The organism is Mesorhizobium sp. P2_A8 (assembly GCF_056404935.1).
Window position 1 is genome coordinate 23,698 of sequence record NZ_JBFUDB010000007.1, and the last position, 23,652, is coordinate 47,349.

Sequence of the window (23,652 nt, forward strand, 5' to 3'; positions counted from 1 at the left end):
CCATGAAAAGAACCGCGCCCAAGACCCCGTCGATAACGGTCAGCGACGTCGCCCGCGCGGCCAATGTGTCAAAAGCCACGGCCGCGCGCGTGCTCGGCGGCTACGGTGTCGTCAGCGACACGATCCGCGCGAATGTCATGGCCGCCGCCAAGGCCCTCGACTACCGTCCGAACGAACTGGCCCGAAGCATGACGACCGGCAGGTCCGGCATCATCGGCGTGGTGGTCGGGGACATCGAGAACCCGTTCTTCAGCCTGGCGGTGCGTGGCATCAGCGACGCCGCAAGGGCGGCTGGCTTCAACGTCATCCTGGCCAACTCCGGCGAAAGGATCGAGGTGGAAAAGGCAGCCGTGCGGCTGTTGATCGGCAAGCGCGTCGACGGACTGATCGTCACGCCGTCGGAATCGCGTGACATCGCACACCTGCGCGACATCCATCGTTCAGGCCGGCCGCTTGCCCTGCTTGACCGGGCGCTGCCCGATCTCGATGTCGATACGGTTACGGTTGACGACAGAGACATCGCCATACGGGCGACCCGTATCCTTGTCGACGCCGGCCACAGCAAAATCGCCTATGTGACTGCGGTTGACGCCGAAGGTCATGAGTATCGCGACCTCGGGCAGATCTACACCTCATCGGTCCGGGAGCGCATCGACGGCTTTCTAAAGGTGTGCCGGGACGCCGGAGTTGATCGACCGGAACGTCATATTCGCCTTGGCGCGACAAGCCCCGACGAGACGCGGAAGCTCGCCGGCAGACTGTTGTCCGGGCCAGATCGACCAACCGCAATCCTTGCCTCCGACAGCGTCATAGCCCTGGAGATCTTCAGGGTCATCCGCCAGCGCGGGCTGCGCATCCCGGAAGACGTTTCGCTCATCACCTTCCATGACGCGGACTGGACGAGCGTCACGACTCCGCCCATCACCGTCGTCGACCAGCCCGTCTATGCGCTGGGCAAAAGCGTCGCGGAACTGCTCATTCGCCGCTTGAAGGGCGAAACAAGACCGGCCGAAAGGCTCGTCCTGCCGACCGGGATCATCGAACGCGGATCTGTTGGTCCGCCTGCTGACTACGAGCCGTAAATTCTCGAATTGGTCCAAAGCGTGGCATGGAAGCCTATGTCCGAGCGTCGGATGGTTTGTTTTCTGCGCCCGCATCCTTCAGACGAAGTACCAATCCTCGGCCCTCGCCAAGCTATCTTCCTTGGTGCCGACCCGCCAATTATTTGCCTTTGAGGACCGTCGAATAGGGCCAGACCGGGCTGTCGTTGCGCCGATAGAGGTGAATTTCCCATCCCGATTCCGGTGATTTTCCGCCGCCGTCAGACACTCCTCGCGGACGTGCAAGTTCGTGAAAGAGATGTGTAAGGGTGGTTTCGGCTTCCTAACCAAGCAGCGCTATTTCTAAGCGCCTGATTTCCCTAAGGAAATGGCACGGGCAGCAGGGCTCGAACCTACGACCTGCGGTTTTGGAGACCGCCGCTCTACCAACTGAGCTATGCCCGTACGTGCGCATGTCGGCGCAGCAGGCGCTTCCTAAAGGCTTCCGCACGCTCTGTAAAGAGCGGTTTGCAAGCAAACGCGCCTTAACCCCTGCGCCAGAAATCGGGATAGCTGACAACCAGACCGTCGCGATCGATCTCAAGCTCCTGCTTGAAGTCGCTGGCGCGCGATTCATAGAGATATCGCCTGCCCTGTTCGAGGCAGGTGTAGCGCTGCGGGTTGGCCACGACAGTGAGGGCCGGGAACTCAATGAAGGCGGTAGTGATCTCGGCACTTTGTCCGGTGGAAAGCCGCAATCGCCGGATTGGCAGGGTGTTGGTGAACGGCGTGACCGTGAGATCCGGATCGAGGACGCCGTCGAGCTCGGGCATCGGCAGGCCGTCCCTGGTCCAGCGACCTTCGCCATCGGCGACAAGAGCAAGTGTCTGGCCACTGCCGATCATGTCGACCATGACACTCCTTGCGCGCCAGTTCGCGCCGCAGGCGATGCGATAGCGGACGGCAAAAGGCGTTTCACCGGAGCAGATGACGACGGAGTCGGCCAAAACTTCCCCTGCCCGCTGCCGCAGCGCCAGATGTTCCAGGCCGGGTCCATCCCACTCGTGCCAGCGCACGATCTTCGTATCTTCCGGCATCAGCCCGACACCTCCCGTGGCGACTGAAGGCTACTTGGTTTCCGGTGGCCGATACGGCCCGCCCGGCACGCCCCAGCCCCAGGCCGGCATCGGCTCCGTCTCCGGGTCGCAGGTCTCACCGAGATTGGAATTCATCTTGGCCAGCCGCGATCCCCATTCAACATAGCCCATAAAGGCCGAGCGGAATTCAGGATCGTCGGGCAGTCCGACCGCGTCGGCGGCATCGGCCAGGAGATTGATCCAGCGGCGGCGCTGCTCCTCGTTCAGATGCTTGCCCAGGTGATGCATGACCATCTCACGGTGGCCGCCGAATTTTTCGCTATAGGTTTTCGGCCCTCCGAAAACCTCGCCGATGAACGCAGCAACATGGGCGGGATGGTCCGGCGACATGGTCCTGAACACCGGCCCGACGACCGGGTCCTGAAGCACCTTGTCGTAGAAGGTTTCCGTCAGGCGGTTCAGCGCCTCGGCGCCGCCAGTCCATTCGTACAAAGTCGGGACGTCCTGGCTCATTTTCGTTTCCTCCACCGGCGCCCCAAGACGATGCCGCAGATGACGATAGCGGAACTGTCGGGGATGGCTCAACCTGCCTCGATGGCCAGTTCCGCGCCTCCAAGCTTTTGGCGCAATTCCGAACGGAAAAACTGCTACGGCCTTTTCCTGGAATTGCTCGATTTGCCTGTCGCAATTCCGAACGGAAAACCGCTACGCACTTTTCCTGGAATTGCTAGGGCGCTACGACTTGGTGGGCGCGTTGGCCTGGAGCCTGGGCGCCGACACAAGGCGGCAATTGCCCGGCTTCGGTGCCGATTTGCAGATCGAGGCGCCCGTCAGTTCATCCGCCGATTGAGGCCCTGTCGTCAGCCCGACTTTGAGCATCATCCTGGGGTCGAGCCGCCGTTGGCTTGAATGGGGCTTGATCGCCGCAAACAGACCCGGCCCGACCGCCATCTCCTCGAGGTAGGACTTGACCTTCCGGTCGAGTTCCAGCGACCGCAGGCTCAACCTTGCATGGGGACCGACAAGACGTCTGACACCGCCCGCAAGCATGATCGGACAGGCTTCGTTGCATTCGCCCAACGCATCATTCGTGAGCCCGACATAGACGCCGTCCTCAGCCGTGCAGCCCGGCTTGTCGGGCTCGCATTCCATGAACTCGGTGCGTGCGACCGCCACGTCGAGCTTGCGTTCGCGGATCAGCCTCCCTGTGGCGAGAGCGCCTGGTAAGTCACCTCCCGGCGAGCTGATCACGACCGGCAGCCGCCGATCCCCCAGGGTGCCCAGCAGTTGGCGCAGCTTCTCAGGCGTCTCGGCCGTAACTTTGCCTTCCGCCGAAATCCATTCGGGACAATCCGGGTCGCAGAGGAAACTTTTGCCACGCACCAGAACGAAGCGCATGTCGGCAATATTGTCCTGCTGTACGGTTTGCGATTTGGTCGGGGCAGCGGGGGAAGGCTCAGCGCTCGCCACAGCAGCCGGCGGTGTGGCCTTGCTCGTCGGAGCCGGCACTTCCCGGCAATTCGCGGGCGGCGGATTGGCGCGGCAGATGGCTCCCGCGGTCAGCAGGTCGACGGAATCCAGGCTGGTGACCATCTTCATCCGAAGCATGTTTTGCAGCTCCAGCTGGTGGATGCCGCTGGCCGGTGTGTTCTTCATCGTTTCGAGCACGCCCTGCTCGATGCCCATCCCGTTCAGATAGGCCGCCAGCCTTTTCTCCACCGACTTGCTCATCTCGTAGGTCTTGTAGCTGCCGGCACTCTTTCGGCTGACGATTCTTGTGCTGAGCACCTTCTTCTTGCCGCCCACGATGCGATAGGTGGTCCGATATTGCAGTTTGGTGCGGATATAGGTGGTTGTGATCTGGTGGACGCCGAGATAGGCAGACTCGCCGACCAACCGCCGGACACCACCGGCAAACATCAACGGACAGGCGGAATTGCACATCGCGCCGCTGGCGTAAGGCTCGCCGAAGTAACGGGCGCCCTTGCCGTCATGTCCCGCGCAGCCCGTTCCATCGGGCAGACAGCCGTCGAACCGGGTCCTGCCGATGGCGATATCGAGCTTGTTCTTGCGGATCAGCTGGCCAAGCGTCAGCGCCGCCTCGACATTGCCGCCGGGAGAATCGACGACGATCGGCAGCTTTCGACCACTGAGCGTTTTGAGCAAGCGTTTGAACAGAACCGGCGTCCCGGCTTCTATCGAGCCCTCGGCCGAAATCCATTCCGGGCAGATCGGCTCGCAGCCCGGCGCATTGCTGCGGACAATGCCAAACCGCATCGTCGGACCGAGATCCGCCGCTGTATCCGCCGCAAAAGCGGCATGCCCAACGACAAACAACGCCAGCAGACTGATCAGCCGCAGCGACCACAAAGCCTGACAATCTGGAAGGCGCCCTACAACCATTTGGGAAAAAGCCCCGCGATGCAACTATACTAGACAAGGTCCAAAGGCTTGCAACAGGACAATATGGCACCCGGTCGCCGGTAAAAGAAAAGGGCGGCCCCAAGGACCGCCCTTTCTGTTTGAGCCTGACCGGCAGAATGCCGGCGTCGATTACTCTTTGATGGTGACGACGATGCCGGCACCGACGGTGCGGCCGCCTTCACGGATGGCGAAGCGCAGCTTCTCTTCCATGGCGATCGGCACGATCAGCTCGACATCGACCGTGATGTTGTCGCCCGGCATCACCATCTCGGTGCCTTCCGGCAGCGACACGATGCCGGTCACGTCCGTCGTGCGGAAATAGAACTGCGGACGGTAGTTGGTGAAGAACGGCGTGTGACGGCCACCTTCGTCCTTGGTCAGGATGTAGGCTTCAGCCACGAACTTCTTGTGCGGCTTCACCGTGCCCGGCTTGGCCAGAACCTGGCCGCGCTCGACACCTTCACGATCAACGCCGCGCAGCAGCGCGCCGATGTTGTCGCCAGCCTGGCCCTGATCGAGCAGCTTGCGGAACATCTCGACGCCGGTGCAGGTCGTCTTGGTCGTCGGACGGATGCCGATGATCTCGAGTTCCTCGCCGACCTTGACCACGCCACGCTCGACGCGGCCGGTCACRACCGTGCCACGGCCCGAGATCGAGAACACGTCTTCGATCGGCATCAGGAACGGCTTGTCGAGCGGACGAACCGGCGTCGGGATGTAGGCGTCAACCGCAGCCATCAGCTCGCGGATCGCGTCCTCGCCGATCTTCTTGTCCGAATCTTCCAGAGCCGCCAGCGCCGAACCCTTGACGATCGGAATGTCGTCGCCGGGGAACTCGTTCTTGGTCAAAAGCTCGCGAACCTCGAGCTCGACCAGTTCGAGCAGCTCGGCGTCGTCGACCTGGTCGACCTTGTTCAGGAACACAACGATCGACGGCACGCCGACCTGACGGGCCAGCAGGATGTGCTCACGGGTCTGCGGCATSGGGCCGTCGGCAGCCGACACAACCAGGATCGCGCCGTCCATCTGCGCGGCACCGGTGATCATGTTCTTCACATAGTCGGCGTGGCCGGGGCAGTCGACGTGAGCGTAGTGGCGGTTGGCCGTCTCGTATTCGACATGCGCCGTCGAGATCGTGATGCCGCGCGCCTTCTCCTCAGGTGCCGCGTCGATCTGGTCATAGCGCTTGTATTCGCCAAAATACTTCGTGATCGCTGCCGTCAGCGACGTCTTGCCATGGTCAACGTGACCAATCGTGCCGATGTTCACATGAGGCTTGTTACGCTCGAATTTACCTTTTGCCATAGTCTCTTTCCTTGGACGGCCTGGACCTTCAGTTCAGTCGAATGCGGGGCGATTAGCGACAAAGGCCAGAAAACACAAGCGTCTTTTGGCCGGGTGCCCTCTCACTCAGTCCGAACCATTGATCCGATTGCGGGGATGTGGCGCTGATATAGGAAGGCTCGAACCGAAATGAAATGGGCGACAGGCCGCTCGATCGAAGCCGCGGCAGCGCCATCTCGCCTGCCCGGCCCTGTCTGAGTCATGGCCAGGTCATGGCCCATTGCGGTCGTCATCGCGGTCTGATTTCTTCGCCGGATGCATTTCCTTCCGACCGCCATCCGCGGCCCGCTGTTCATGATCATCTCGACCGGGTCGTATCTCGTCAACGATACGATGATGAAACTCGCGACGTCGGGCCTGCCGTCCTACGAAGTGCTGTTTCTGCGCGGTGCGGCGGCGACGCTGTGGGGCTTTCCGCTGCTGTTCGCACTCGGCTACGGCAAGCAGATCCCGCTGATCTTCGACAAGCGCGTGCTGAGCAGGAACCTGCTCGAGCTGGCGGCGATCCTCTGCTACGTCATCGCGCTCGCCAACATGCAGATCGCGGATTCGACGGCGCTTGGACAGATCACGCCGCTGTTGATGCTGGTCGGCTCCTCGATCCTGTTTGGCGAGCGGATCGGCGGGCAGCGCATGGCGCTGATCGGGCTCGGCTTCATCGGCGCGCTGATGGTGGCGCAGCCGACCATGCAAGGCATTTCGATCTACGCCTTGCTGGCGCTCGGCAACGCGACGTTCGCGGCGGCGCGCGATCTTGCTGGCAGGCGTGTTTCGGCCGAGGTGCCGGGGATGATCGTGGCGATTTCGGCCGTCGTGATTGTGCTGATCGGCGCCGGTGCCGCGCATCTGGTTTCCGAGCGCTGGGTCATGCCCGAGGCGCGCCATCTGCTGCTGATGGCCGGCGCCGGATTTTTCCTGATTTTCGGCCACTTCTTCATCTTCATGGCCTACCGCGTCGGGCCAACCAGCGCGGTGGCGCCGTTCTACTATTGCTTCACCGTCTGGGCGGTCATTTCGGGCCTGCTGGTGTTCGGGCAATTCCCCAATGCACTGGCCGTCTGCGGCATCCTGCTGGTGGTCGGCAGCGGACTGACCATCGTCTCCCTGGATCAGCGCCAGCGCCGGCTGACCGTCGTCGCCTGACCTCACCTGCTCACGCGGGCCAAGCGGGGCGCTCACACAGGTCTTCCAACGAGTTGTTGCCGAGCCGAAAAAGATCGTCTAATCGGCGAAGGACCGTTCAGTAGACGACGGCATGATCGATCAGCCAAGGGCGTTTCCCATGACGGATTTTGACCAGAACAAGAACTCCGACGCCGAGCACAAGGCCGCCATCCGCAAATCGCTTGTCGGCTGGGCGGTGTTCATCGCGGGAACGCTGATCTTCTTCGCCGCGGCCGACGCAGTGTTGATGCCATAGGCAAGCTGCCGGGTCCCGGCGCGAAGCTGGTCTTGCCTGGACAGAAACTCGAAGCTTCAGAAGATCCAGCCGCGCTTAGAGCGCCCGGCGGCCGCTGAACTGGTGGTAGGCCCACAGGACGACCACCGCGCCAATCACGGCAACGATCAGGCTGTAGATGTTGAGGCCGGTGACACCCGACGCGCCAAAGGCGCTGAAGATCAGGCCTCCAACAATGGCGCCGACGATGCCAAGAACGATATCGAGCAGAATGCCCTGGCCGCTCTTGTTGACGATCTTGCTGCCCAGGAAGCCGGCGATGACGCCGAGTATGATCCAGCTGATGATTGACATTTTTTCCTCTCCATCCCCCGCCAGCCGGACATTTTCACAGGACTGTCAAAACCTCAAGCCAACTTGAAATCCCGCTCGGATGCCCCATTGTTGAAATGGGCTGGGCTTGGTTGAGATGGAGGATCCACTATGGGACTTTTTGACAACGCCGTTCCCGGCGGCAACATCACCAAACCGCTGATGATCGCGCTCGGCGCGTTGCTGGTCGGAAAAATGCTGAGCGGCAGAAGCGCCGAACAGCCGGACCAGACCGAGACCCCGGCCCCGACCGGCCCTGCTTCCACCGGAACGACCTCCGCCGACGGCGGCCTGCTCGGCGGACTGGGCGGCCTGCTCGACAAGCTCAGGGATGCCGGCCACGGCAACGCCGCCGATTCCTGGGTCGGCACCGGGCAGAACCAGTCGATCAATGCCAATGATCTCGGCGCCGCACTCGGGCCGCAGGTCATCCGCGAGATCGCGCAACGGACGGGGATGGATGAGCAGGAACTGCTCAAGCAGTTGTCTACGGCCTTGCCCGGCGTCGTCGACAAGCTGACGCCAAATGGCCAGGTACCGCAGCAGCACCAGGTCGCATCGGCGTTCAACAGCTAGCGCGGCTCAGACATCCGCACCGTTGGAGCACCTGTGCTGCTTGTCGCGCGGTGTTTCGGCCTGCAGATCGCAGGGATGAGAGTCTGGAGCGGGTAGCGGGAATCCGTGCATGGGGATCGCGTTCGTTTTCATCGGCATAACTCTGATTTCGGTTACCAGAAACGCTCCCCGCCTAGCTCACCATCTCGATCGCAGGAGGGCATGCACCACTCGTCACATGGGTGCGGCACCGATTTGTTGCAGAAGCCCCAACCCACGTTCACCTACGATCTGTCCATTGGACCATTGATAAAAATTCATCGCCTGGACGGCGATTTTCTTTCCCATGGGTGGGACGCCGAAGAAGCTCCCTTTGATGTGCCTCTCATGGTGAAGCGCGGCAGCGTTGCCCCCTCGGTGATCGTCTCCTCAAGAGTCCACTGGATGTCAGGTGGTGCAGGTTCTATGCGTCGGAAATGTCGCTCTGCGCGCCTCCATTGGCGACATGCGCAGAGTGCTGGGACAGAACAACCGCCTCAGTCCTGTTCTTCGCATGCAGCTTGTGCATGATACGCGAGATATGCGACTTGACCGTATTCTGCGACAAGTTCAGTTCATTGGCGATGACCTTGTTGGACAGGCCGCGCAACAAGGTTGCCAGCACCTGTCGCTCGCGTCCCGTGAATACGATGTTGGCTGGGCTCGCAATCACGGGCAGCGCGGTCGCCATGCCGTTCAGGGCAATAGGCGTTTGCAAGGCGGCGATATTCTCCGGCGAGACGGAAACCCAGCTCGCGCAGTCCATGTCCAGCGATCGCGGAAAGTAAACGCCACCGGCGATTACCAATCGAAGCGCAGCCAAGGCAATCTCGACAGAAACGGAGTGTGCAACGTAGCCTCTCACCCCAAAGCGGGTCACTTCGGAAATCATTGCATCTGAAATAGTTGATGCTTCGAGCCGCGTGAGGAGCATGAGAGGGGCGTCGGGCAGCAATCGGTGAAGCAAAGAAAGGCTCTTCAGTACGCGCTCGTCCGTTATGGCAGCGCCTCCGATGTTGAGCGTAGCAAGACTGATAGCTTTCCCGACCACGGAGCCCAATTGATGCGGGGTCTCGATCTCCAGGATAGCGAAATCCTGGAACTCATCACGAAGAATCCGCGCGAGACAACTTCGCCATAGCGGATGGTGGTCGACTATAACGATGGAAGGACGCTCGCAAGGCGAGCCGTTCTGTTCGACCGAAAGCGAGAGAGTCAATACACCCTCCTTATTGGCTCCCCAAAATAATATAAGCGAGTTAGCTGCTGCTAATCTACCTCTAGTTGTCCGTATGGTTAAGATCGGTCGCATTTGACACAAATTTGCGGCAATTCTGTCTGACGGACTTCCACCGCGATCCTGCAGGCCGTGGCGCCGAGCAGATGATCCGAATTCCGCGTCGAACCGTAAATTCCAGCGGCCGATCGACAGGCAAACCTACGCGATGCACAACTGCATCGGGCGCCCTCTCCGACAGGATCAAGCACTCACGCCCCATTTGTGGCGCGCTGAGACGAACTCGTGCCCGGTTTGCCGGCTGCGTGTAGATCGCAACTGTCACACGATATGGATCAGGTTTGCCCAGATGATCTAGACCAGTGCAAAATCGACTTGCACGACGGTTTGCTGTTCGATGATCGCGGTCTGTGTTGCGTCCACATCCACGTCGATCTTGCTATTCAAGTCCTCGATGTCCACGACGGCGTACTGATCGGCGTCGGCCTGCTGGAGCACGTCAACATATGCTTTGACGGCGTAAAGTTCTTCCAGCTCGCTGTCGATGTCGATGTCGATGTCCTGATCGAGCTCGATATCCTGGTTCACGTCGACCGTGCCACCAGGTGGTCCGTCGCTGATCCGCAGATCGATCGTCGTATCCTGTTCGACCTCGACGGAGTCCCACAGGAAAACATCCAGATGGAGCACACCGTCGGCTTCGAAGATTTCGAGATCGAGATCGATCTCCTGATCGATGCGCATTTCCTGATCGAGCAGAACCGCGAAATTTCCGTCGCCGTCGACGATGACGGAAATGTCTTCGTCCTGGTCCATCACAAGATCCTGAAATATGTGCAGCCGCGCCGCCACCTCGCCCACGTAGCCGCTGACCGCGAAGCTCGCATCCTGGTCGACCAACACGGATTGCATCACATTGATGCTATGTACGTCGTCGGTCCCGGTCGGCCCGCCATCGTTCGAACCGGCGCCGACACCAGTGGGCGTGTCGTCGATTTCGTCCAACTCGCTATCGCTCGGACCGAGGCTGACACCACCGCCGGCGTCGTCGCCGCTTGGCTCATCTTGGTGATCGTGCCCGTCATGGCTGCCGGCGCCTTCTCGGTGGGTGATCGCGGGAGATCTCGGCCCAGAGGAATTCTGAGCCACGGAGATGGAAATGACGTTTGGTCCGTCCGTCGCTCCAAGGGCGCCCGAGAGGTCGTGCGCGTCGCTGGACGGAGCCGGGTTCTTGATCGGCATTGTCGCGGGATTCCCATCGAAGCCGTGCGCCGTCGGCCCGCCTTCCTGCTCGCCCGGCGCCAGATCGGCAACCGAATGCATGGCCGGCGGAGCGGCAGGGAACGGGATCTCGCTCGGCACGGCCAAGCTGCCAACGACGGTCAATTCCGGCCCGGCGATTTCCTGCGGATCGGCTCCGATGGGTGGCAGGGCGCCGCGGGTTCTCCTATCGGTGGGAAGCATCCCAGCCTCTCAATCTTCTCGGAAGGCCCGGTTGAAGCTCTCGAGGAGGGGACGCAGCATATAGTGGGCGACAGTGAACTGTCCGGTCCTAATCAGTACTTCGGCCGGCATTCCGGGCATGATCTCCACCTCCGGCAATTCACGCAAGGACGTCTCGCTGATCCGGACGCGGGCGATGTAATAGGCCCGCGCCGTTTCCTTGTCGATTTGGCGGTCGGCGGAGACATAAGTAAGGACGCCATCGACGGGAGGCACCCGTCGGTGCTTGTATGCCAGGAGGCGGACCCGCGCTGGGAGACCGGCACGGACCAGGTCGATGTCCTCCGGTTTGACCTGAGCCAGCACTATCAGGCGGTCCCGACGCGGGACAAGATCCATGAGCGGCTCGCCGGCGACCACGACCCCTCCGAGAGTGTGGATACGCAGATCCGTGATCGTGCCGGCTTCGGGCGCGCGAACGATTGTTCGGCCCAGCACTTCCCTTGCGGACTGAATACGCTCGATAAGCTGGTAAATCTGCGCTTGAACGTCGCGCAGCATCTCGGCGCTCTTGTTGTCTTGGTCGCTCCTCATCTGGAGGATCATCGCATCCGATTCTCCTATGGCTTGCCTGGCCCGCGAAACCTGCGCCAGTGTATCGCCGGACCGTCCGTCAATCTCGGCCTGTTCGCGCTCGAGCTGTAAGAGACGTCCGCGCGTCTGCAGTCCTTTGGCGACCATGCTGGCAACAATCGCCATCTCCTTCTTGATGATTGCCGCGCGCTTCGCGGCCGCTTGCGCCTGAAAGCGCAGCGCAGCGATTTCCTCCTTCGTCTGAGCCTTGCGCTGCTGAATGACCCCGATCCGCGATGACTGGAGCTTGTGGTGCGTATCGAAGATCCTGATTTGCCCGGCCATCACCTCCCCCAGCGCGGGGTTGCGCTGAGCTGCCGAGATAAGGCCAAGCGGGAACTGAATGGCGTCGCGGCCATCGCGCTCCGCCACCAGGCGCGCCTCCAGGGCCCGTGCTTCCCAGAGCTGCGCCTGGAGCACGTGAGCGGTGGCGCGAGCCCTTGTATTGTCCAGCCCGATGAGCGGCTGCCCAGCGGTCACCTCGTCGCCGTCCTTCACCAGGATCCGGCCGATTATTCCACCCTCCAGATGCTGAATGGTTTTGCGGCTGGACTCTGCCTCGATCGTCCCTCCAGCGATGGCAGCGCTTTCGAGCGGTGCATAGGTTGCCCAGAAGCCGAAGCCGATGACGAACACGCCGACCACCGCAAACGCGCTCGCAGCGAGGAACCGCAAGCGCCGGAACGGCGTCCCCGGCGGTGGCGGCAGGACGTCTGCGAGATCGTGCGCCACAGTGTGGTTCGAGCTTCTCATGACACGACCCCCTCGGCTTCCGCCCCGTTAGCGAGGCGTCTCGCCGCCGGCGGCGGCCCCGAGGAGTCAACCTGGCCAAGTTGCCCTGCGCGATTCAGGGCGTTTACGATCTGTGGGCGCCTGACCGCAATGCTGGTGCGCCCGCTCTTGATCTTCCTGGCGACGTCCCGACGGTTCCCGAAGGCATCCATTCTGCCGTTGTCAAGCACCAGAATCTTGTCAGACATGTTCAGGATGCCAAGGCGCTGGGCGATGACGATGATCGTCGATCCTCGCCCCCTCATCTCCTCAATAGCCCGCCGCAAGGCATCTTCGCCTTCGGCGTCAAGGCTGGCGTTCGGCTCATCCAGAACGATGAGACGCGGATGGCCGAAAAGGGCTCGTGCCAGGCCGAGCCGCTGCCGCTGCCCGCCGGACAGCCGCGTGCCACCTTCGCCGATATCAGTCTCGTAGCCCATAGGCAGCCGCATGATCGCTTCATGCAAGCCCACCATGGCAGCGGCAGCGATCACGTCATCCGCGTGGGCCTCCTGCATGCGGGCGATGTTCTGCCGAACCGTCCCGCCTAAGAGCTCGATGTCCTGGGGAAGATAGCCGAGATAGCGATGACCACCGGAGGCCAGCCAGAGCCCGATGTCGGCGCTATCGAGGCGCACATGCCCGACCGTGGGAGCGAGAGTGCCCGCAATGATTCGCCCAAGGGTCGACTTCCCGGCCCCTGAGGGACCGACTATTCCAAGGATTTGCCCGGGATTGACGACGAAGGTCAGCCGGCGCAGCGCCGGCGTGTCCGCGCCCGGCGGCATGAAGGTAACCTGCTCGACAGAGAGTTGTCCATTTGGGCGCGGCAGTTCCATTGCCCTTCGAGGCTGCGGCGCGGCCGCCATGATCTTGTGAAGGCGGCTGTAGCCCAGACGTACGCCGCTGACTGCCTTCCAGGTACCGATCGCGCCCTCGACTGGGCCGAGACACCGGCCCAGCAGGATAGACGTTGCGAAGATCACCGCTGGGCTAACATCGTGCAGGATCACCAGCCAGGCTGCGCATGCCATGACGACGACTTGAGCGAGAAGTCGGACGAAGCGTGCGAGAGCCTGGATTGCTGAGCCACGCATCGCGGCGGCGAGTTGAGCCTCCTTCGCGTCGGACTGGTCATCGTGTAGGAGGCGGGCCACCCCAGGCAGCATTCCCATGGCGCTGATTGCTTCAACATTGCGCAGCAGGGACTCGAACCGGTGTTGGCTCTCTGCCCAGACGGCGCTCGACCGGGCAAAGGGTTTGCGGGTCACCATTTCATTGAGCATCGCAAGCCCGAACAGGACAACCGCCGCCAAAAGGCCGATCGCGCCGAGAAGCGGATGCACCAGGATCATCGCGAGAATGAAGATCGGCGTCCACGGAAGATCGAACAAAGCGGTGCAGGCGGTGCCGCCGAAGAAGGAGCGGAGGCCGCCAATGTCCCGCCAGGCCTGCGCCGCCGCGGCCGGATCGCCGCGCATGGCCGACTGCACAGCTGCAATAAGAACCGGAGCTTGCAGGCGCTCATCGAGCCACACCCCAATGCGGATGAGCATCGCGCGGCGTAGGGTCTCCAGGATGGCATGCACGGCCAACGCAACGATGACGATCAAGGTCAACATCACGAGCGTCTCGATACTGCGGCTCGCAAGGACGTGGTCATAGATATGCAGGAGGTAAAGGGGAACCGTCAGCGCCAACAGGTTCACGAAGAAGCTGAGTACCAGGATCATGAGCAGCGAAGCTTTGCAAAGATTGAAAGCGCGCTCGACGTCGGTTCTTCCACGGCCCTTCAAGCGCGAGTGGGTTACGGGCGAGTCACGGAGGTTGCGCACGAGGACCGCATGCAGCCAGACCTTGCAAAGACGACATGCGCGCTCGATCTCGGCTTTGGCGTTTCCCTTCACCCACGCGAGGACCGTCAGCGATTTCTCTCTGAGGGGACCCAGCGCAAGAACCGCCGACAGCAGCGCCCTGGACGCGCGCTCGATCTCGTTTCTCGCGCTGGCCCTCATCCAGACGACGCCCACCAGCGATTTGTCTCTGAGGAAACCGAGCGTGAGAACCGCCAGCAGCACGGCCCTGGACGCGCGCTCGACCCCGTTTCTTGCGCTGGCCTTCATCCAGGCGAGCATCATGAGTGACTTGTCCCCGAGGAGGCCGGGCACCCAAAGCAGCCAAGCTTTGCAAGAAAGAAGTTTGCGCTCTATTTCGGCTTCCGCGCCGCCTTTCATCCAGGAGAGAGCCATTGTCGGTTTATCTCCACGAGGGTGTCTTGGCGGTGCATTGAAGTGCGTCGACGAGCGAAGCCCGGCCGTCGCAGCTTGCGCCTGCGACGGGTGGCATCGCTCGGCGCCCGGATGAGTCCCGGGCGCCTGGTTTTCAGCAAAGACGGTCAAGCGAAGTCGAAATCGAAGTCGATATCGATGTCCGCGTCTTGATTGGCGGATTGATCCTGATCGACATCTACGTTGACGTCCTGATCCTGATCGACATCTACGTCATTGTCGTTCTCTTGATCAGTGACGATTTCGGTGTCGTTGTCGTTGTCGGCATCGCCGTCCGCATCGGCATCGGCATCAGCATCAGCATCGCTGTCATCATCTGCGTCCGCATCTGCGTCCGCATCTGCATCGTTGTCGGTGTCCGCGTCCTGGTCGTTGTCGTTGTCGACGTCGGAATCGTTGTTGTTGTCTAGGTCTACGTCGGAGTCCTGGTCGGTATCAACGTCTACATCCTGATCCTGATCCTGATCGAGGTCCTGATCGATATCGGCATCAATGTCGAAATCGAAATCAATGTCTTCAATGTCCGGCATGGGACTAACCCTCCCTGTGATTGACGAACCGCTCTGGCGGGCATCCGCTCGCAGACCGGACCGACGGGCTATCCGGACGATCCCTGTGGATCCTTCGACAACGCGTCGATGGAAGAATCATCGCCGTTCTCAGCACGGGAAAATAGCTACCAATGAGCATGCGGCCCAAACGGGAAACTCTCATGCCAATTGGTTTATTCGCTTGGGTAAAGAGTCAACCCGAACGGGCGAACCCACCGGCTCATCGAAGGATGAAGCGTTTCTTTTGGGTGGGCACAGGACAGCAGTGCAGCAGGCGCCGGAAGAAAGCCGGGGCAAAGCCCGGCTTGTCCCGCGTCGCGGCGGCGATGAAGCTCAGGCGTCGCTGAGGTCCACGATTATGTCGACGTCCCCGTCGGCGGCGGCTTCTTCGTCGAGATCGACATTGATCTCCGTCGCGTCGTCATCCTTTGCCGCATCGATGGCGGCACGTACTGCGGATTCGACGAGAGAGGCGATGTCTACGTCCACGTCAGCGTCGACGTCGTCGCGGATTTCCACATCAACGTCGGTGTTCTCATCATTTTCCGAATTCTGTTCGACATCGGCATCGAGACTGTTTTCATCATCATCGTCTACGTCGACACTCAGGTCGCTCTCGATTTCGACATCGTCTTCAATCTCGGCGTCGACCTCGACGACGATGACCCCGTCATCTTCGCTGACCTCGACATCGACGTCGATCCGCTGATCGACCTCGGGCCGTTGGTCAGTCGCGATCTCGATGTCACGTCCGCCGGAATCGCCGACGTCGCTGTCGACATCCGCGTCCTGATCCATTTCGTCGTTCTGGTCGACTTCCGTGTCGAGCTCGACAATAGCCGGCCGCGAACCGATGACCGTCACCCCCAGATCGACATCGTCACCAAGCTCGGAGTTTTGATCCAGATCGATGTCGAGATCGTCTGCATCCTCGGTGTTGCTTTTGGAGACGTCATCTTCGTTGTCATCAATATCGACTTCTTCTTTTTCCATCGCGCGTCTCCGTGGTGCAGCCGCGCCCGGTCGGCGCCTGCCATCAGCATCCCACCTTTCGAAAAACGGGCATAGACGCCAAGTCGGGCGAAACACCACGGTGCTGCAGGGACAATCGCACTCCTTGGTGGTAGCCGAAACGGCCCCCTTGGACGGTGGTGTCACCTGATAGGGCCAATACCTATGGGTGCCTGGTTTCCACCGCTCATGCGTTACGACCCAGCTTGGAGTGGGTGGATGCGGCTTACCAACGGGGCACTTTTCCACAGGGGCCGAGACGAAGAGCCTTGGCCACGACGACAATCGAAGAGAGCGACATCGCGACCAAGCGGCGAAGGCTCCTGGGCGCCCGTCGAATTGGCCTGTGTTCAACGATATCGAGACCGTGGCACTGGCTGCTATCGCCGGCCTCGGCCTTGCCCAATTGCCCCACTATCTGGCGGCGCGTGCCGTCGCGGATGGACGTCTTCGTACCGTGCTCGCCGATTATGCGGTCAATCGGGGCGGCATTTGGCTCATACGACCTCCTGCGAGTTCAGAAAGTCCGCGTGTTCGCGACATTTTTGACCAAATTGATTGAATCGATCTGAAGCCGCTGGGCCGAGATAGCGGTTCGACGCATTCCATCCGCAAGATTCCGGCGAAACCTCGGCTGAAGGAATAAGTGGCTGTCCGGATTGCTAAAAAATTCCGAGGCTTGGAGCGGGTAGCGGGAATCGAACCCGCATATTCAGCTTGGAAGGCTGCTGCTCTACCACTGAGCTATACCCGCGCCTTTCAGTGAAGTATCGGATTCAACCGAAAACCGCTACACACTTTTCGGTCCGATGCTTTGCGTTTCAGGGCTTCCGGGCCGGCAGTGGTGGAGAGGGTTGGATTTGAACCAACGTAGGCATAGCCAACGGATTTACAGTCCGTCCCCTTTAACCACTCGGGCACCTCTCCAGTCTGCCGCCGGAGCCATGCAACAAGGCATCGACGCGTCGCGACCGCCTCAGCAGCCTTCCGCGAAGCGCCTTATGGCGGCACCGCCCAAAACTGTCAACCGCAAGATCCCGGCAAAACGCGCTGAATTTCGTCTGCCATCCGGCAAGCCGTTCGAACCAGCGGTATCCATTGCCGCGCGACACGGTTATAGAAGCCGGCCATGAGCAACGACAACAATTCCAAGACGCCGAAAGACACCCATTACGCCAAGCTGCGCCGCGCCTATCGCGACGAGAAAAGCGGCGGCGCGCCGGCATTCAGGCCCCGGCAGCCGGTTCCACCGGGCGAAAACGCCGCCGACGGCCTGGTGCGGCTCTATGGCCTGCACACGGTACGGGCGGCACTCGACAATCCGCGCCGCAGGATCAGAAGGATGCTGGTGACGCGCAATGCGGCCGAGCGCCTGGAAATCGCCGATCTCGCCGCCCTGCGCTTCAAGGCGGAACTGGTCGAGCCCAGGGATATCGACAAGATCACCGGGTCGGACGCGGTGCATCAGGGCGTTCTGATCGAGGCCGAGCCGCTGAAGCCGAAGCGGCTCGATGCCCTTGGCGATGCAAGGCTGGTGCTGGTGCTCGACCAGGTCACCGATCCGCACAATGTCGGCGCCATCCTGCGCTCGGCGGTCGCCTTCGGCGCTGGGGCGCTGATCACCACGGCCCGCCACAGCCCGCAGGAATCCGGCGTGCTGGCGAAAGCTGCATCGGGAGCGCTGGAGCATATCGACCAGATCGAGGTGAAGAACCTTGCCGACGCGCTCGACCAATTGCACGAGGCCGGCTTCCAGACCATCGGCCTCGATTCGGACGGGCCGGCGGAACTCGAAACGAGTTTTTCAGGCGAAAAGATCGCGCTGATTCTCGGCGCCGAGGGCAAGGGCCTGCGCCAGAAGACGCGCGAGACCGTAACGACGCTGGCGCGGCTCGACATGCCCGGCGCCATCCGCTCTCTCAACGTATCGAACGCCGCAGCGATCAGCCTCTATGCAGCGCGGGCATTTTTGAAGCGCGGCTGAGCCTCTCGAAAGGGTAGGCGTTCGGCGAAACATCTCGAAATGGGAAACGGGCTCCGGCGATAAACGCAGGAGCCCGCTCTTCGACAGGCAAGAGTTGGCGGCTTGGGAACGGTGCGCCGCCCTCTCCTGCTATGCTGCCTTGCCTTTGACGTCGGCTGCGTTGCCGCCGACCTCGAAATTGGCCATCCTCTCCAGCGCCCTGACCAGCGCCGAGTGATCTTCCTTCGCGCCGCCATTGGCCGCGCAGGAATTGAACAGTTGCTGCGTGGTCGAGGTGTTGGGAAGCGAAACACCGAGCGCCTTGGCGCCCTCCAGCGCGAGATTAAGATCCTTCTGGTGCAGTTCGATGCGGAAGCCCGGCGCGAAGGTGCGCTTGACCATGCGCTCGCCATGCACTTCGAGAATGCGCGAGGCCGCCAGCCCGCCCATCAGCGCCTGCCTGACCTTGGCCGGGTCGGCGCCGGCTTTTGAAGCAAAAACAAGCGCTTCGGCGACGGCTTCAATGGTCAGCGCGACGACGATCTGGTTGGCCACCTTGGTGGTCTGGCCAACGCCGTTCGGCCCGACGAGGGTGATGTTCTTGCCCATCTTCTCGAATACGGGCCTGGCGCGCTCGAACGCCTTGTCCTCGCCGCCGACCATGACGGTCAGCGATGCCGCCTTGGCGCCGACTTCGCCACCCGAGACCGGCGCGTCGAGGTAATCGCAACCGAGATCGTTGATCTTTTTGGCAAACACCCTGGTCTCGATCGGCGAGATGGAGCTCATGTCGATCACCAGCTTGCCCTTGCTCAGACCGGACGCGACGCCGTTGTCGCCGAACAGCACATCGGCCACTTGCGGCGTATCGGGCACCATGGTGATGATGATCTCCGCCGCCTTGGCCACGGCGGCATGGCCAGAGACTGACTTCAGACCCTTGGCGATGAGGTCAGCCGGTGGCTTCGAGCGATGGTCGCTGGCGATGACCTTATGACCCGCATCCAGCAGATGCCCCGCCATCGGCGCGCCCATGATGCCGAGGCCGATGAAGCCGATGGTTTCCATTGTTTTTCTCCGTCCTATGTCTTTGTCGAGGCTGCGTTCCTCGCGCCCCCTCTGGCCTGACGGCCATCTCCCCACGAGGGGAGATCGGTAGCTTCGGCTCCCCGCAGCTAAGCCGCCGCACTTCCCTGCCCGACCAATTCCCTGAACCAGCCCAGCCCGGCCTCCGTCCCGGCTTTCGGCTTGTATTCCGCGCCGACCCAGCCGGAATAGCCGATGCGGTCGATGTGTTCGTAGAGGAAGGGATAGTTGATCTCGCCCGTCCCCGGCTCGTGACGGCCGGGATTGTCCGCAAGCTGGATATGCGCGATGCGGCCGAGGTTTGCCTCGATGGTACGGGCGAGATCCCCCTCCATGATCTGCATGTGATAGATGTCGTATTGCAGGAATAGGTTCTTCGAACCGATACGGTCGATCAGCGCCAGCGCCTGGTCAGAATAGTTGAGGAAGAAGCCCGGAATATCTCGCGTGTTGATCGGCTCGATCAAGAGCCGGATCCCGGCCTGCTCCAGCTTCTCCGCCGCGAAGGCGAGATTTTCGGTAAAGACATCCTCCAGCACCTTTTGGTCGGCGCCGGCTGGCGCGATACCGGCCAGGCAATTGACCTGCTGGCAGCCGAGCGCCTGCGCATAGGTGATCGCCTTGGCGATGCCCTGGCGAAATTCCGGCACGCGATCCGGCAGCACCGCAATGCCGCGCTCGCCCTTGCCCCAGTCGCCTACCGGCAGATTGAACAACACCTGGGTCAGACCGTTTTTCTTCAGCCGCGCGGCGACCACCTCGGGCGCGTGATCATAGGGGCCGATATATTCGACGCCCTTGAAGCCCGCGCGGGCAGCTGCATCAAAACGGTCAAGGAAATCGTGCTCGCCAAAGAGCATGGAAAGATTGGCTGAAAAACGCGGCATTCTTTTTTCTCCTTCTTCCTGCGGTGCGTTGAGATTCAGGTCAGGCCGTGTCGAAAACGGTGGGTTCCTAGAACCGGAGCGGAGCGTACTTTTGGGTACGTGAGCACCGGAAGCGCAGGAAGCTGCCATTTGCAGGCCGGCATCAGCTGAATATCAACGCAGCTTAGTCCAACATCACGATCGCCGTTGGCGCATCTTCATGGCTTTCGGCAAGGTCCTCGAATTCGGTGATCTTGTCGATCTCGGTGCCCATCGAGATGTTGGTGACACGCTCGAGGATGAATTCCAGCACGACCGGAACCTGATGCTCCTTCATCAGCCGCTGTGCCTCCTTGAAGGCGGCAGCGAATTCCTCCGGCTTGCGCACCCTGACCGCCTTGCAGCCCATCGCCTCGGCCACTGCGACGTGGTCGACGCCATAGCCGGCCTCGGGGTCGCCTGAGCGGTTGATGTTCTCGAAGGCGAGATTCACCTCGAAATCCATCGAGAAGCCGCGCTGCGCCTGGCGGATCAACCCGAGATAGGCGTTGTTCACGACGACATGGAGGTAGGGCAGCTTGTGCTGTGCGCCAACCGCCAGTTCCTCGATCATGAACTGGAAATCATAGTCGCCCGACAGCGCCACGATGGTGCGGTCTGGATCGGCGGCGCGAACGCCGAGGGCAGCCGGCAAAGTCCAGCCGAGCGGGCCGGCCTGACCGCAATTGATCCAGTTGCGCGGCTTGTAGACATGCAGGAACTGCGCGCCCGCGATCTGCGACAGACCAATCGTGGTGACATAGGTGACATCGCGGCCGAACGCCTTGTTCATCTCCTCGTAGACACGTTGCGGCTTCAGCGGCACGTGGTCGAAATGCGTCTTGCGCTTCATGGTCTTCTTGCGGCCCTGGCATTCCTTTGCCCAGCCGGACCAGTCGCGCAGCTTGCCGGCCGTCTTCCACTCGGTGGCGACGTCGAGCAGCATCTTCAGCGCCGCGCCCGCATCCGAAACAACGCCGAGGTCCGGCGCGAAGACACGGCCGATCTGCGTCGGCTCGATATCGACATGAACGAATTTTTTCCCCTTGGTGTAGACGTCGACCGAACCGGTGTGGCGGTTGGCCCAGCGGTTGCCGATGCCGAAGACGAAATCGGCCTCGAGCATCGTGGCATTGCCGTAGCGGTGCGAGGTCTGCAGCCCGCACATGCCGGCCATCAGCCGGTGGTCGTCGGGAATGGCGCCCCAGCCCATCAGTGTCGGGATGACCGGAACGCCCGAAATTTCGGCGAATTCGATGAGTAGATCCGACGCGTCGGCGTTGATGATGCCGCCGCCGGCGACGATCAGCGGCTTTTCGGCCGCGTTGAGCATCGCCAGCGCCTTCTCGGCCTGGGTGCGCGTCATCGCCGGCTTGAACGGCGTCAACGGCTCATAGGCATCGATGTCGAACTCGATCTCGGCCAGCTGGACGTCGACCGGCAGGTCGACCAGCACCGGGCCCGGCCGCGACGAGCGCATCAGGTGGAAGGCCTTCTGCAGCGCCATCGGCACCAGATAAGGCTCCATGACGGTGACCGCCCATTTGGCGACCGGAGCGGCGATGGCGGCGATGTCGACGGCCTGGAAATCTTCCTTGTTCAGCCGGGCACGCGGCGCCTGGCCAGTAATGCACAGGATCGGGATGGAATCCGCGGCGGCCGAATAAAGCCCGGTGATCATGTCGGTGCCGGCCGGGCCCGAGGTGCCGATGCACAGGCCGATATTGCCTGCCTTGGCGCGGGTAAAACCTTCCGCCATGTGCGAGGCTCCCTCGACGTGGCGGGCAAGGACATGGCGGATGGTGGCCCTCGCCTTAAGGGCCGAATAGAGCGGGTTGATCGCCGCACCCGGCACGCCGAAAGCGCAGGAGATACCTTCCTTTTCGAGAACGAGAACCGCGGCATCGACAGCGCGCATCCTGGCCATTTTTCGGCCCTCCTCAGGGGTTTTGTCATTTGTTGTGAGCTGAGAATGTCATCAAGCCGGCTATTTTTCAATTTTTTCAGAATATTTTTTCATTTCTAGGAAACGACCATTAGGCAATGAATTTGCATGGCTTTTGGTTTTCCACCGATTGCATGACATTGCACAATGAAAAACTTTTTCATTGCCTTTTGCGCTGAATTGCCGACAATGCGGCCATGGAAACCACCGAGAAACGCCAGCGTGGCCGGCCGCGCGCCTTCAATGGCCCATCCGAGGCCAGTTCGGTGCAGTCGCTCGACCGGGCATTGCGCATCCTGGCCATTGTCGCGGAAGGCAGCGGCCTGTCGCTGAGCGAGATATCATCGCAAAGCGGCCTTGCGGCCTCCACCGCCTACCGCATGCTGACGACGCTCGAAAACCACGGCATGGTCGAATTCGACACCAGCGACCAGCTGTGGTCGATCGGCGTCGAGACCTACCGCATGGGCGCGGCGTTCCTGCGCCGCCGCAAGCTGGTCGACCGCGCCCGCATCGTCATGCAGGAGCTGATGGAAAGCACCGGCGAGACCGCCAATCTGGGCGTCGCCGAGGATGATTGCGTGGTCTTCGTCAGCCAGGTCGAGACGCACCAGGCGATCCGCGCCTTCTTCCGGCCGGGCACCCGCAGCCCGTTCCATGCATCTGGCATCGGCAAGGCGGTGCTGGCGCATCTGGAACCGGAGCGCGTCGGCACCATCCTGCGCAAGGCAGGCCTGCAGCGCTTCACCGACAAGACGCTTTCCGACATTTCCGCCCTTGCCCATGACCTGGCCACGACAAAGCGGCGCGGCTGGTCGGTCGACGACGAAGAGCGGCACCCCGGCATGCGCTGCGTGGCCGCCGCCATCTTCAACGAATTCGGCGAGCCGATCGGCGGTGTCTCGGTGTCGGGGCCGACCGTTCGGGTGACGCCGGAGCGGCTGGCTGAGATCGGCCCGCTGGTGCGCGATGCAGCAGCCGAGGTGACCAGGATGATCGGCGGCGTGCAAGCTGGCTGATCAGCCCGCCCCGGGCAGCGCGCTCTTGGTCGCAATATCGAAGAAATCGAGCAGAATCGCCATGCCGACGCCGCAGGCGGTGAAGATGAGGCCGGCGATGAAGACGCGATTGGCGTGTTCATAGATGCGCCGCTGCAAGGACTTTGTGTCGAGCAGCAGCGACAGCGCCCGCATCTGCAAGGCGATGCCGAGCAGGATCGGCAGGACGGCGACAAGATGGTAGGTCTGCCACGGGATCGGGTTGGCGGCCCAATGGGTGATGAAGCCCAACGAAAAAGCCAGCAGGATGCCGACGGCGGTGACGGTGCCGTTGCGGAAAACCGTTTCGACCAGGTCTTCCTTCGGGTCCTGCTCGTCCAAGGGTCTCTCCCCCACGTTTCGCGGTCAGAATAGACGCTCGGAAAATCGCTGTACACCACCCAGATCGGCCGCCGAAGGCAAGCGCTTCAGTCTGTGCTTGCCGACGTTGAAAGTCGACCGATGGAGCAAGCATCGCTGCCATCGAAACAGAAGAGGGGCCCGGGTGAGCC

General features: G+C 61.6%; 24 protein-coding genes and 3 tRNA genes. 8 read left to right on the top strand and 19 right to left on the bottom strand.

What is annotated here, in order from left to right; all coding sequences use genetic code 11:
* The first annotated feature begins 2 nt into the window (after positions 1-2).
* On the top strand, positions 3-1,082 hold the full coding sequence (locus tag AC1D10_RS20535) for a LacI family DNA-binding transcriptional regulator (protein WP_477275037.1): 1,080 nt from the start codon (positions 3-5) through the stop codon (positions 1,080-1,082).
* Positions 1,083-1,429: 347 nt separating this feature from the next.
* Here AC1D10_RS20535 and AC1D10_RS20540 read toward each other — a convergent pair.
* From AC1D10_RS20540 to AC1D10_RS20555, 4 genes are all read right to left on the bottom strand, one after another.
* Positions 1,430-1,505, bottom strand: a tRNA-Trp gene (locus AC1D10_RS20540).
* A gap of 80 nt (positions 1,506-1,585) precedes the next feature.
* The gene (locus AC1D10_RS20545) at positions 1,586-2,137 is read right to left on the bottom strand and encodes a putative glycolipid-binding domain-containing protein (protein WP_477275039.1); all 552 of its coding nucleotides are present in this window, start codon (positions 2,135-2,137) and stop codon (positions 1,586-1,588) included.
* Positions 2,138-2,167: 30 nt separating this feature from the next.
* Complete coding sequence (locus AC1D10_RS20550) at positions 2,168-2,650, bottom strand: group II truncated hemoglobin (RefSeq protein WP_477275041.1); 483 nt, start codon at positions 2,648-2,650, stop codon at positions 2,168-2,170.
* Between the two features lie 222 nt (positions 2,651-2,872).
* Entirely contained in the window at positions 2,873-4,081 is a 1,209-nt protein-coding gene (locus AC1D10_RS20555) for a COG3904 family protein (RefSeq protein WP_477275043.1), read from the bottom strand.
* A 48-nt stretch (positions 4,082-4,129) separates the two neighbouring features.
* On the opposite strand from AC1D10_RS20555, the gene AC1D10_RS20560 reads away from it, so the two are divergent.
* On the top strand, positions 4,130-4,573 hold the full coding sequence (locus AC1D10_RS20560; protein ID WP_477275045.1) for a hypothetical protein: 444 nt from the start codon (positions 4,130-4,132) through the stop codon (positions 4,571-4,573).
* Between the two features lie 117 nt (positions 4,574-4,690).
* Here AC1D10_RS20560 and tuf read toward each other — a convergent pair whose 3' ends face one another.
* On the bottom strand, positions 4,691-5,866 hold the full coding sequence (gene tuf / locus AC1D10_RS20565; protein ID WP_013531404.1) for an elongation factor Tu: 1,176 nt from the start codon (positions 5,864-5,866) through the stop codon (positions 4,691-4,693).
* Positions 5,867-6,160: 294 nt separating this feature from the next.
* Between tuf and AC1D10_RS20570 the strand changes: the two genes are divergently transcribed.
* Together AC1D10_RS20570 and AC1D10_RS20575 are read left to right on the top strand one after the other, a co-directional pair.
* Positions 6,161-7,048 (top strand): DMT family transporter, encoded by an 888-nt coding sequence (locus AC1D10_RS20570; RefSeq protein WP_477275048.1) that lies wholly within the window; start codon positions 6,161-6,163, stop codon positions 7,046-7,048.
* Between the two features lie 139 nt (positions 7,049-7,187).
* Entirely contained in the window at positions 7,188-7,325 is a 138-nt protein-coding gene (locus tag AC1D10_RS20575) for a hypothetical protein (protein WP_164548697.1), read from the top strand.
* Positions 7,326-7,400: 75 nt separating this feature from the next.
* Here the strand turns inward: AC1D10_RS20575 and AC1D10_RS20580 are convergent, their stop codons facing one another.
* Positions 7,401-7,658: a GlsB/YeaQ/YmgE family stress response membrane protein gene (locus AC1D10_RS20580; protein ID WP_111548622.1), complete on the bottom strand. Its 258-nt coding sequence runs from the start codon at positions 7,656-7,658 to the stop codon at positions 7,401-7,403.
* A 129-nt stretch (positions 7,659-7,787) separates the two neighbouring features.
* Here AC1D10_RS20580 and AC1D10_RS20585 point away from each other — a divergent pair, with 129 nt between their 5' ends.
* Positions 7,788-8,252, top strand: coding sequence for a YidB family protein (locus AC1D10_RS20585; protein WP_477275050.1), 465 nt, complete (start codon positions 7,788-7,790; stop codon positions 8,250-8,252).
* 213 nt (positions 8,253-8,465) lie between these two features.
* Here AC1D10_RS20585 and AC1D10_RS20590 read toward each other — a convergent pair whose 3' ends face one another.
* From AC1D10_RS20590 to AC1D10_RS20620, 7 genes are all read right to left on the bottom strand, one after another.
* Positions 8,466-8,579 (bottom strand): hypothetical protein, encoded by a 114-nt coding sequence (locus tag AC1D10_RS20590; RefSeq protein ID WP_477275052.1) that lies wholly within the window; start codon positions 8,577-8,579, stop codon positions 8,466-8,468.
* A 115-nt stretch (positions 8,580-8,694) separates the two neighbouring features.
* On the bottom strand, positions 8,695-9,489 hold the full coding sequence (locus tag AC1D10_RS20595) for a response regulator transcription factor (RefSeq protein WP_477275054.1): 795 nt from the start codon (positions 9,487-9,489) through the stop codon (positions 8,695-8,697).
* A gap of 372 nt (positions 9,490-9,861) precedes the next feature.
* The gene (locus tag AC1D10_RS20600) at positions 9,862-10,749 is read right to left on the bottom strand and encodes a hypothetical protein (RefSeq protein WP_477275056.1); all 888 of its coding nucleotides are present in this window, start codon (positions 10,747-10,749) and stop codon (positions 9,862-9,864) included.
* A gap of 231 nt (positions 10,750-10,980) precedes the next feature.
* Positions 10,981-12,336, bottom strand: coding sequence for an HlyD family type I secretion periplasmic adaptor subunit (locus tag AC1D10_RS20605; RefSeq protein ID WP_477275058.1), 1,356 nt, complete (start codon positions 12,334-12,336; stop codon positions 10,981-10,983).
* On the bottom strand, positions 12,333-14,603 hold the full coding sequence (locus AC1D10_RS20610; protein WP_477275060.1) for a type I secretion system permease/ATPase: 2,271 nt from the start codon (positions 14,601-14,603) through the stop codon (positions 12,333-12,335). The genes AC1D10_RS20605 and AC1D10_RS20610 overlap by 4 nt, the downstream gene beginning before the upstream one ends.
* A 146-nt stretch (positions 14,604-14,749) precedes the next feature.
* Entirely contained in the window at positions 14,750-15,172 is a 423-nt protein-coding gene (locus tag AC1D10_RS20615) for a hypothetical protein (RefSeq protein WP_477275062.1), read from the bottom strand.
* 354 nt (positions 15,173-15,526) lie between these two features.
* On the bottom strand, positions 15,527-16,186 hold the full coding sequence (locus AC1D10_RS20620; protein ID WP_477275064.1) for a hypothetical protein: 660 nt from the start codon (positions 16,184-16,186) through the stop codon (positions 15,527-15,529).
* Between the two features lie 229 nt (positions 16,187-16,415).
* On the opposite strand from AC1D10_RS20620, the gene AC1D10_RS20625 reads away from it, so the two are divergent.
* Positions 16,416-16,766, top strand: coding sequence for a LysR substrate-binding domain-containing protein (locus AC1D10_RS20625; protein ID WP_477275822.1), 351 nt, complete (start codon positions 16,416-16,418; stop codon positions 16,764-16,766).
* A 118-nt stretch (positions 16,767-16,884) separates the two neighbouring features.
* Here AC1D10_RS20625 and AC1D10_RS20630 read toward each other — a convergent pair.
* Both AC1D10_RS20630 and AC1D10_RS20635 read right to left on the bottom strand, forming a co-directional pair.
* A tRNA-Gly gene (locus tag AC1D10_RS20630) sits at positions 16,885-16,958 on the bottom strand.
* 88 nt (positions 16,959-17,046) lie between these two features.
* Positions 17,047-17,131: transfer RNA gene (locus AC1D10_RS20635), tRNA-Tyr, on the bottom strand.
* Positions 17,132-17,333: 202 nt separating this feature from the next.
* On the opposite strand from AC1D10_RS20635, the gene AC1D10_RS20640 reads away from it, so the two are divergent.
* Entirely contained in the window at positions 17,334-18,188 is an 855-nt protein-coding gene (locus tag AC1D10_RS20640; protein ID WP_477275066.1) for a TrmH family RNA methyltransferase, read from the top strand.
* Positions 18,189-18,317: 129 nt separating this feature from the next.
* Here the strand turns inward: AC1D10_RS20640 and AC1D10_RS20645 are convergent, their stop codons facing one another.
* The 3 genes from AC1D10_RS20645 to gcl all read right to left on the bottom strand — a co-directional run bounded on the left by AC1D10_RS20645 (position 18,318) and on the right by gcl (position 22,085).
* Positions 18,318-19,235 (bottom strand): 2-hydroxy-3-oxopropionate reductase, encoded by a 918-nt coding sequence (locus AC1D10_RS20645; protein WP_477275068.1) that lies wholly within the window; start codon positions 19,233-19,235, stop codon positions 18,318-18,320.
* A gap of 107 nt (positions 19,236-19,342) precedes the next feature.
* Positions 19,343-20,140, bottom strand: coding sequence for a 2-oxo-tetronate isomerase (gene otnI / locus AC1D10_RS20650; RefSeq protein WP_477275070.1), 798 nt, complete (start codon positions 20,138-20,140; stop codon positions 19,343-19,345).
* A gap of 163 nt (positions 20,141-20,303) precedes the next feature.
* Positions 20,304-22,085 carry a glyoxylate carboligase gene (gcl, locus tag AC1D10_RS20655; RefSeq protein WP_477275072.1) on the bottom strand — a complete coding sequence of 594 codons (1,782 nt, stop codon included), beginning with the start codon at positions 22,083-22,085 and terminating at the stop codon, positions 20,304-20,306.
* Positions 22,086-22,300: 215 nt separating this feature from the next.
* Here gcl and bhcR point away from each other — a divergent pair, with 215 nt between their 5' ends.
* Positions 22,301-23,122, top strand: a complete 822-nt coding sequence (gene bhcR / locus AC1D10_RS20660) for an HTH-type transcriptional regulator BhcR (protein WP_477275074.1) — start codon at positions 22,301-22,303, stop codon at positions 23,120-23,122.
* Here the strand turns inward: bhcR and AC1D10_RS20665 are convergent, their stop codons facing one another.
* Positions 23,123-23,482 (bottom strand): hypothetical protein, encoded by a 360-nt coding sequence (locus AC1D10_RS20665; protein ID WP_477275076.1) that lies wholly within the window; start codon positions 23,480-23,482, stop codon positions 23,123-23,125. It lies immediately after the preceding gene.
* Positions 23,483-23,652 lie beyond the last annotated feature (170 nt).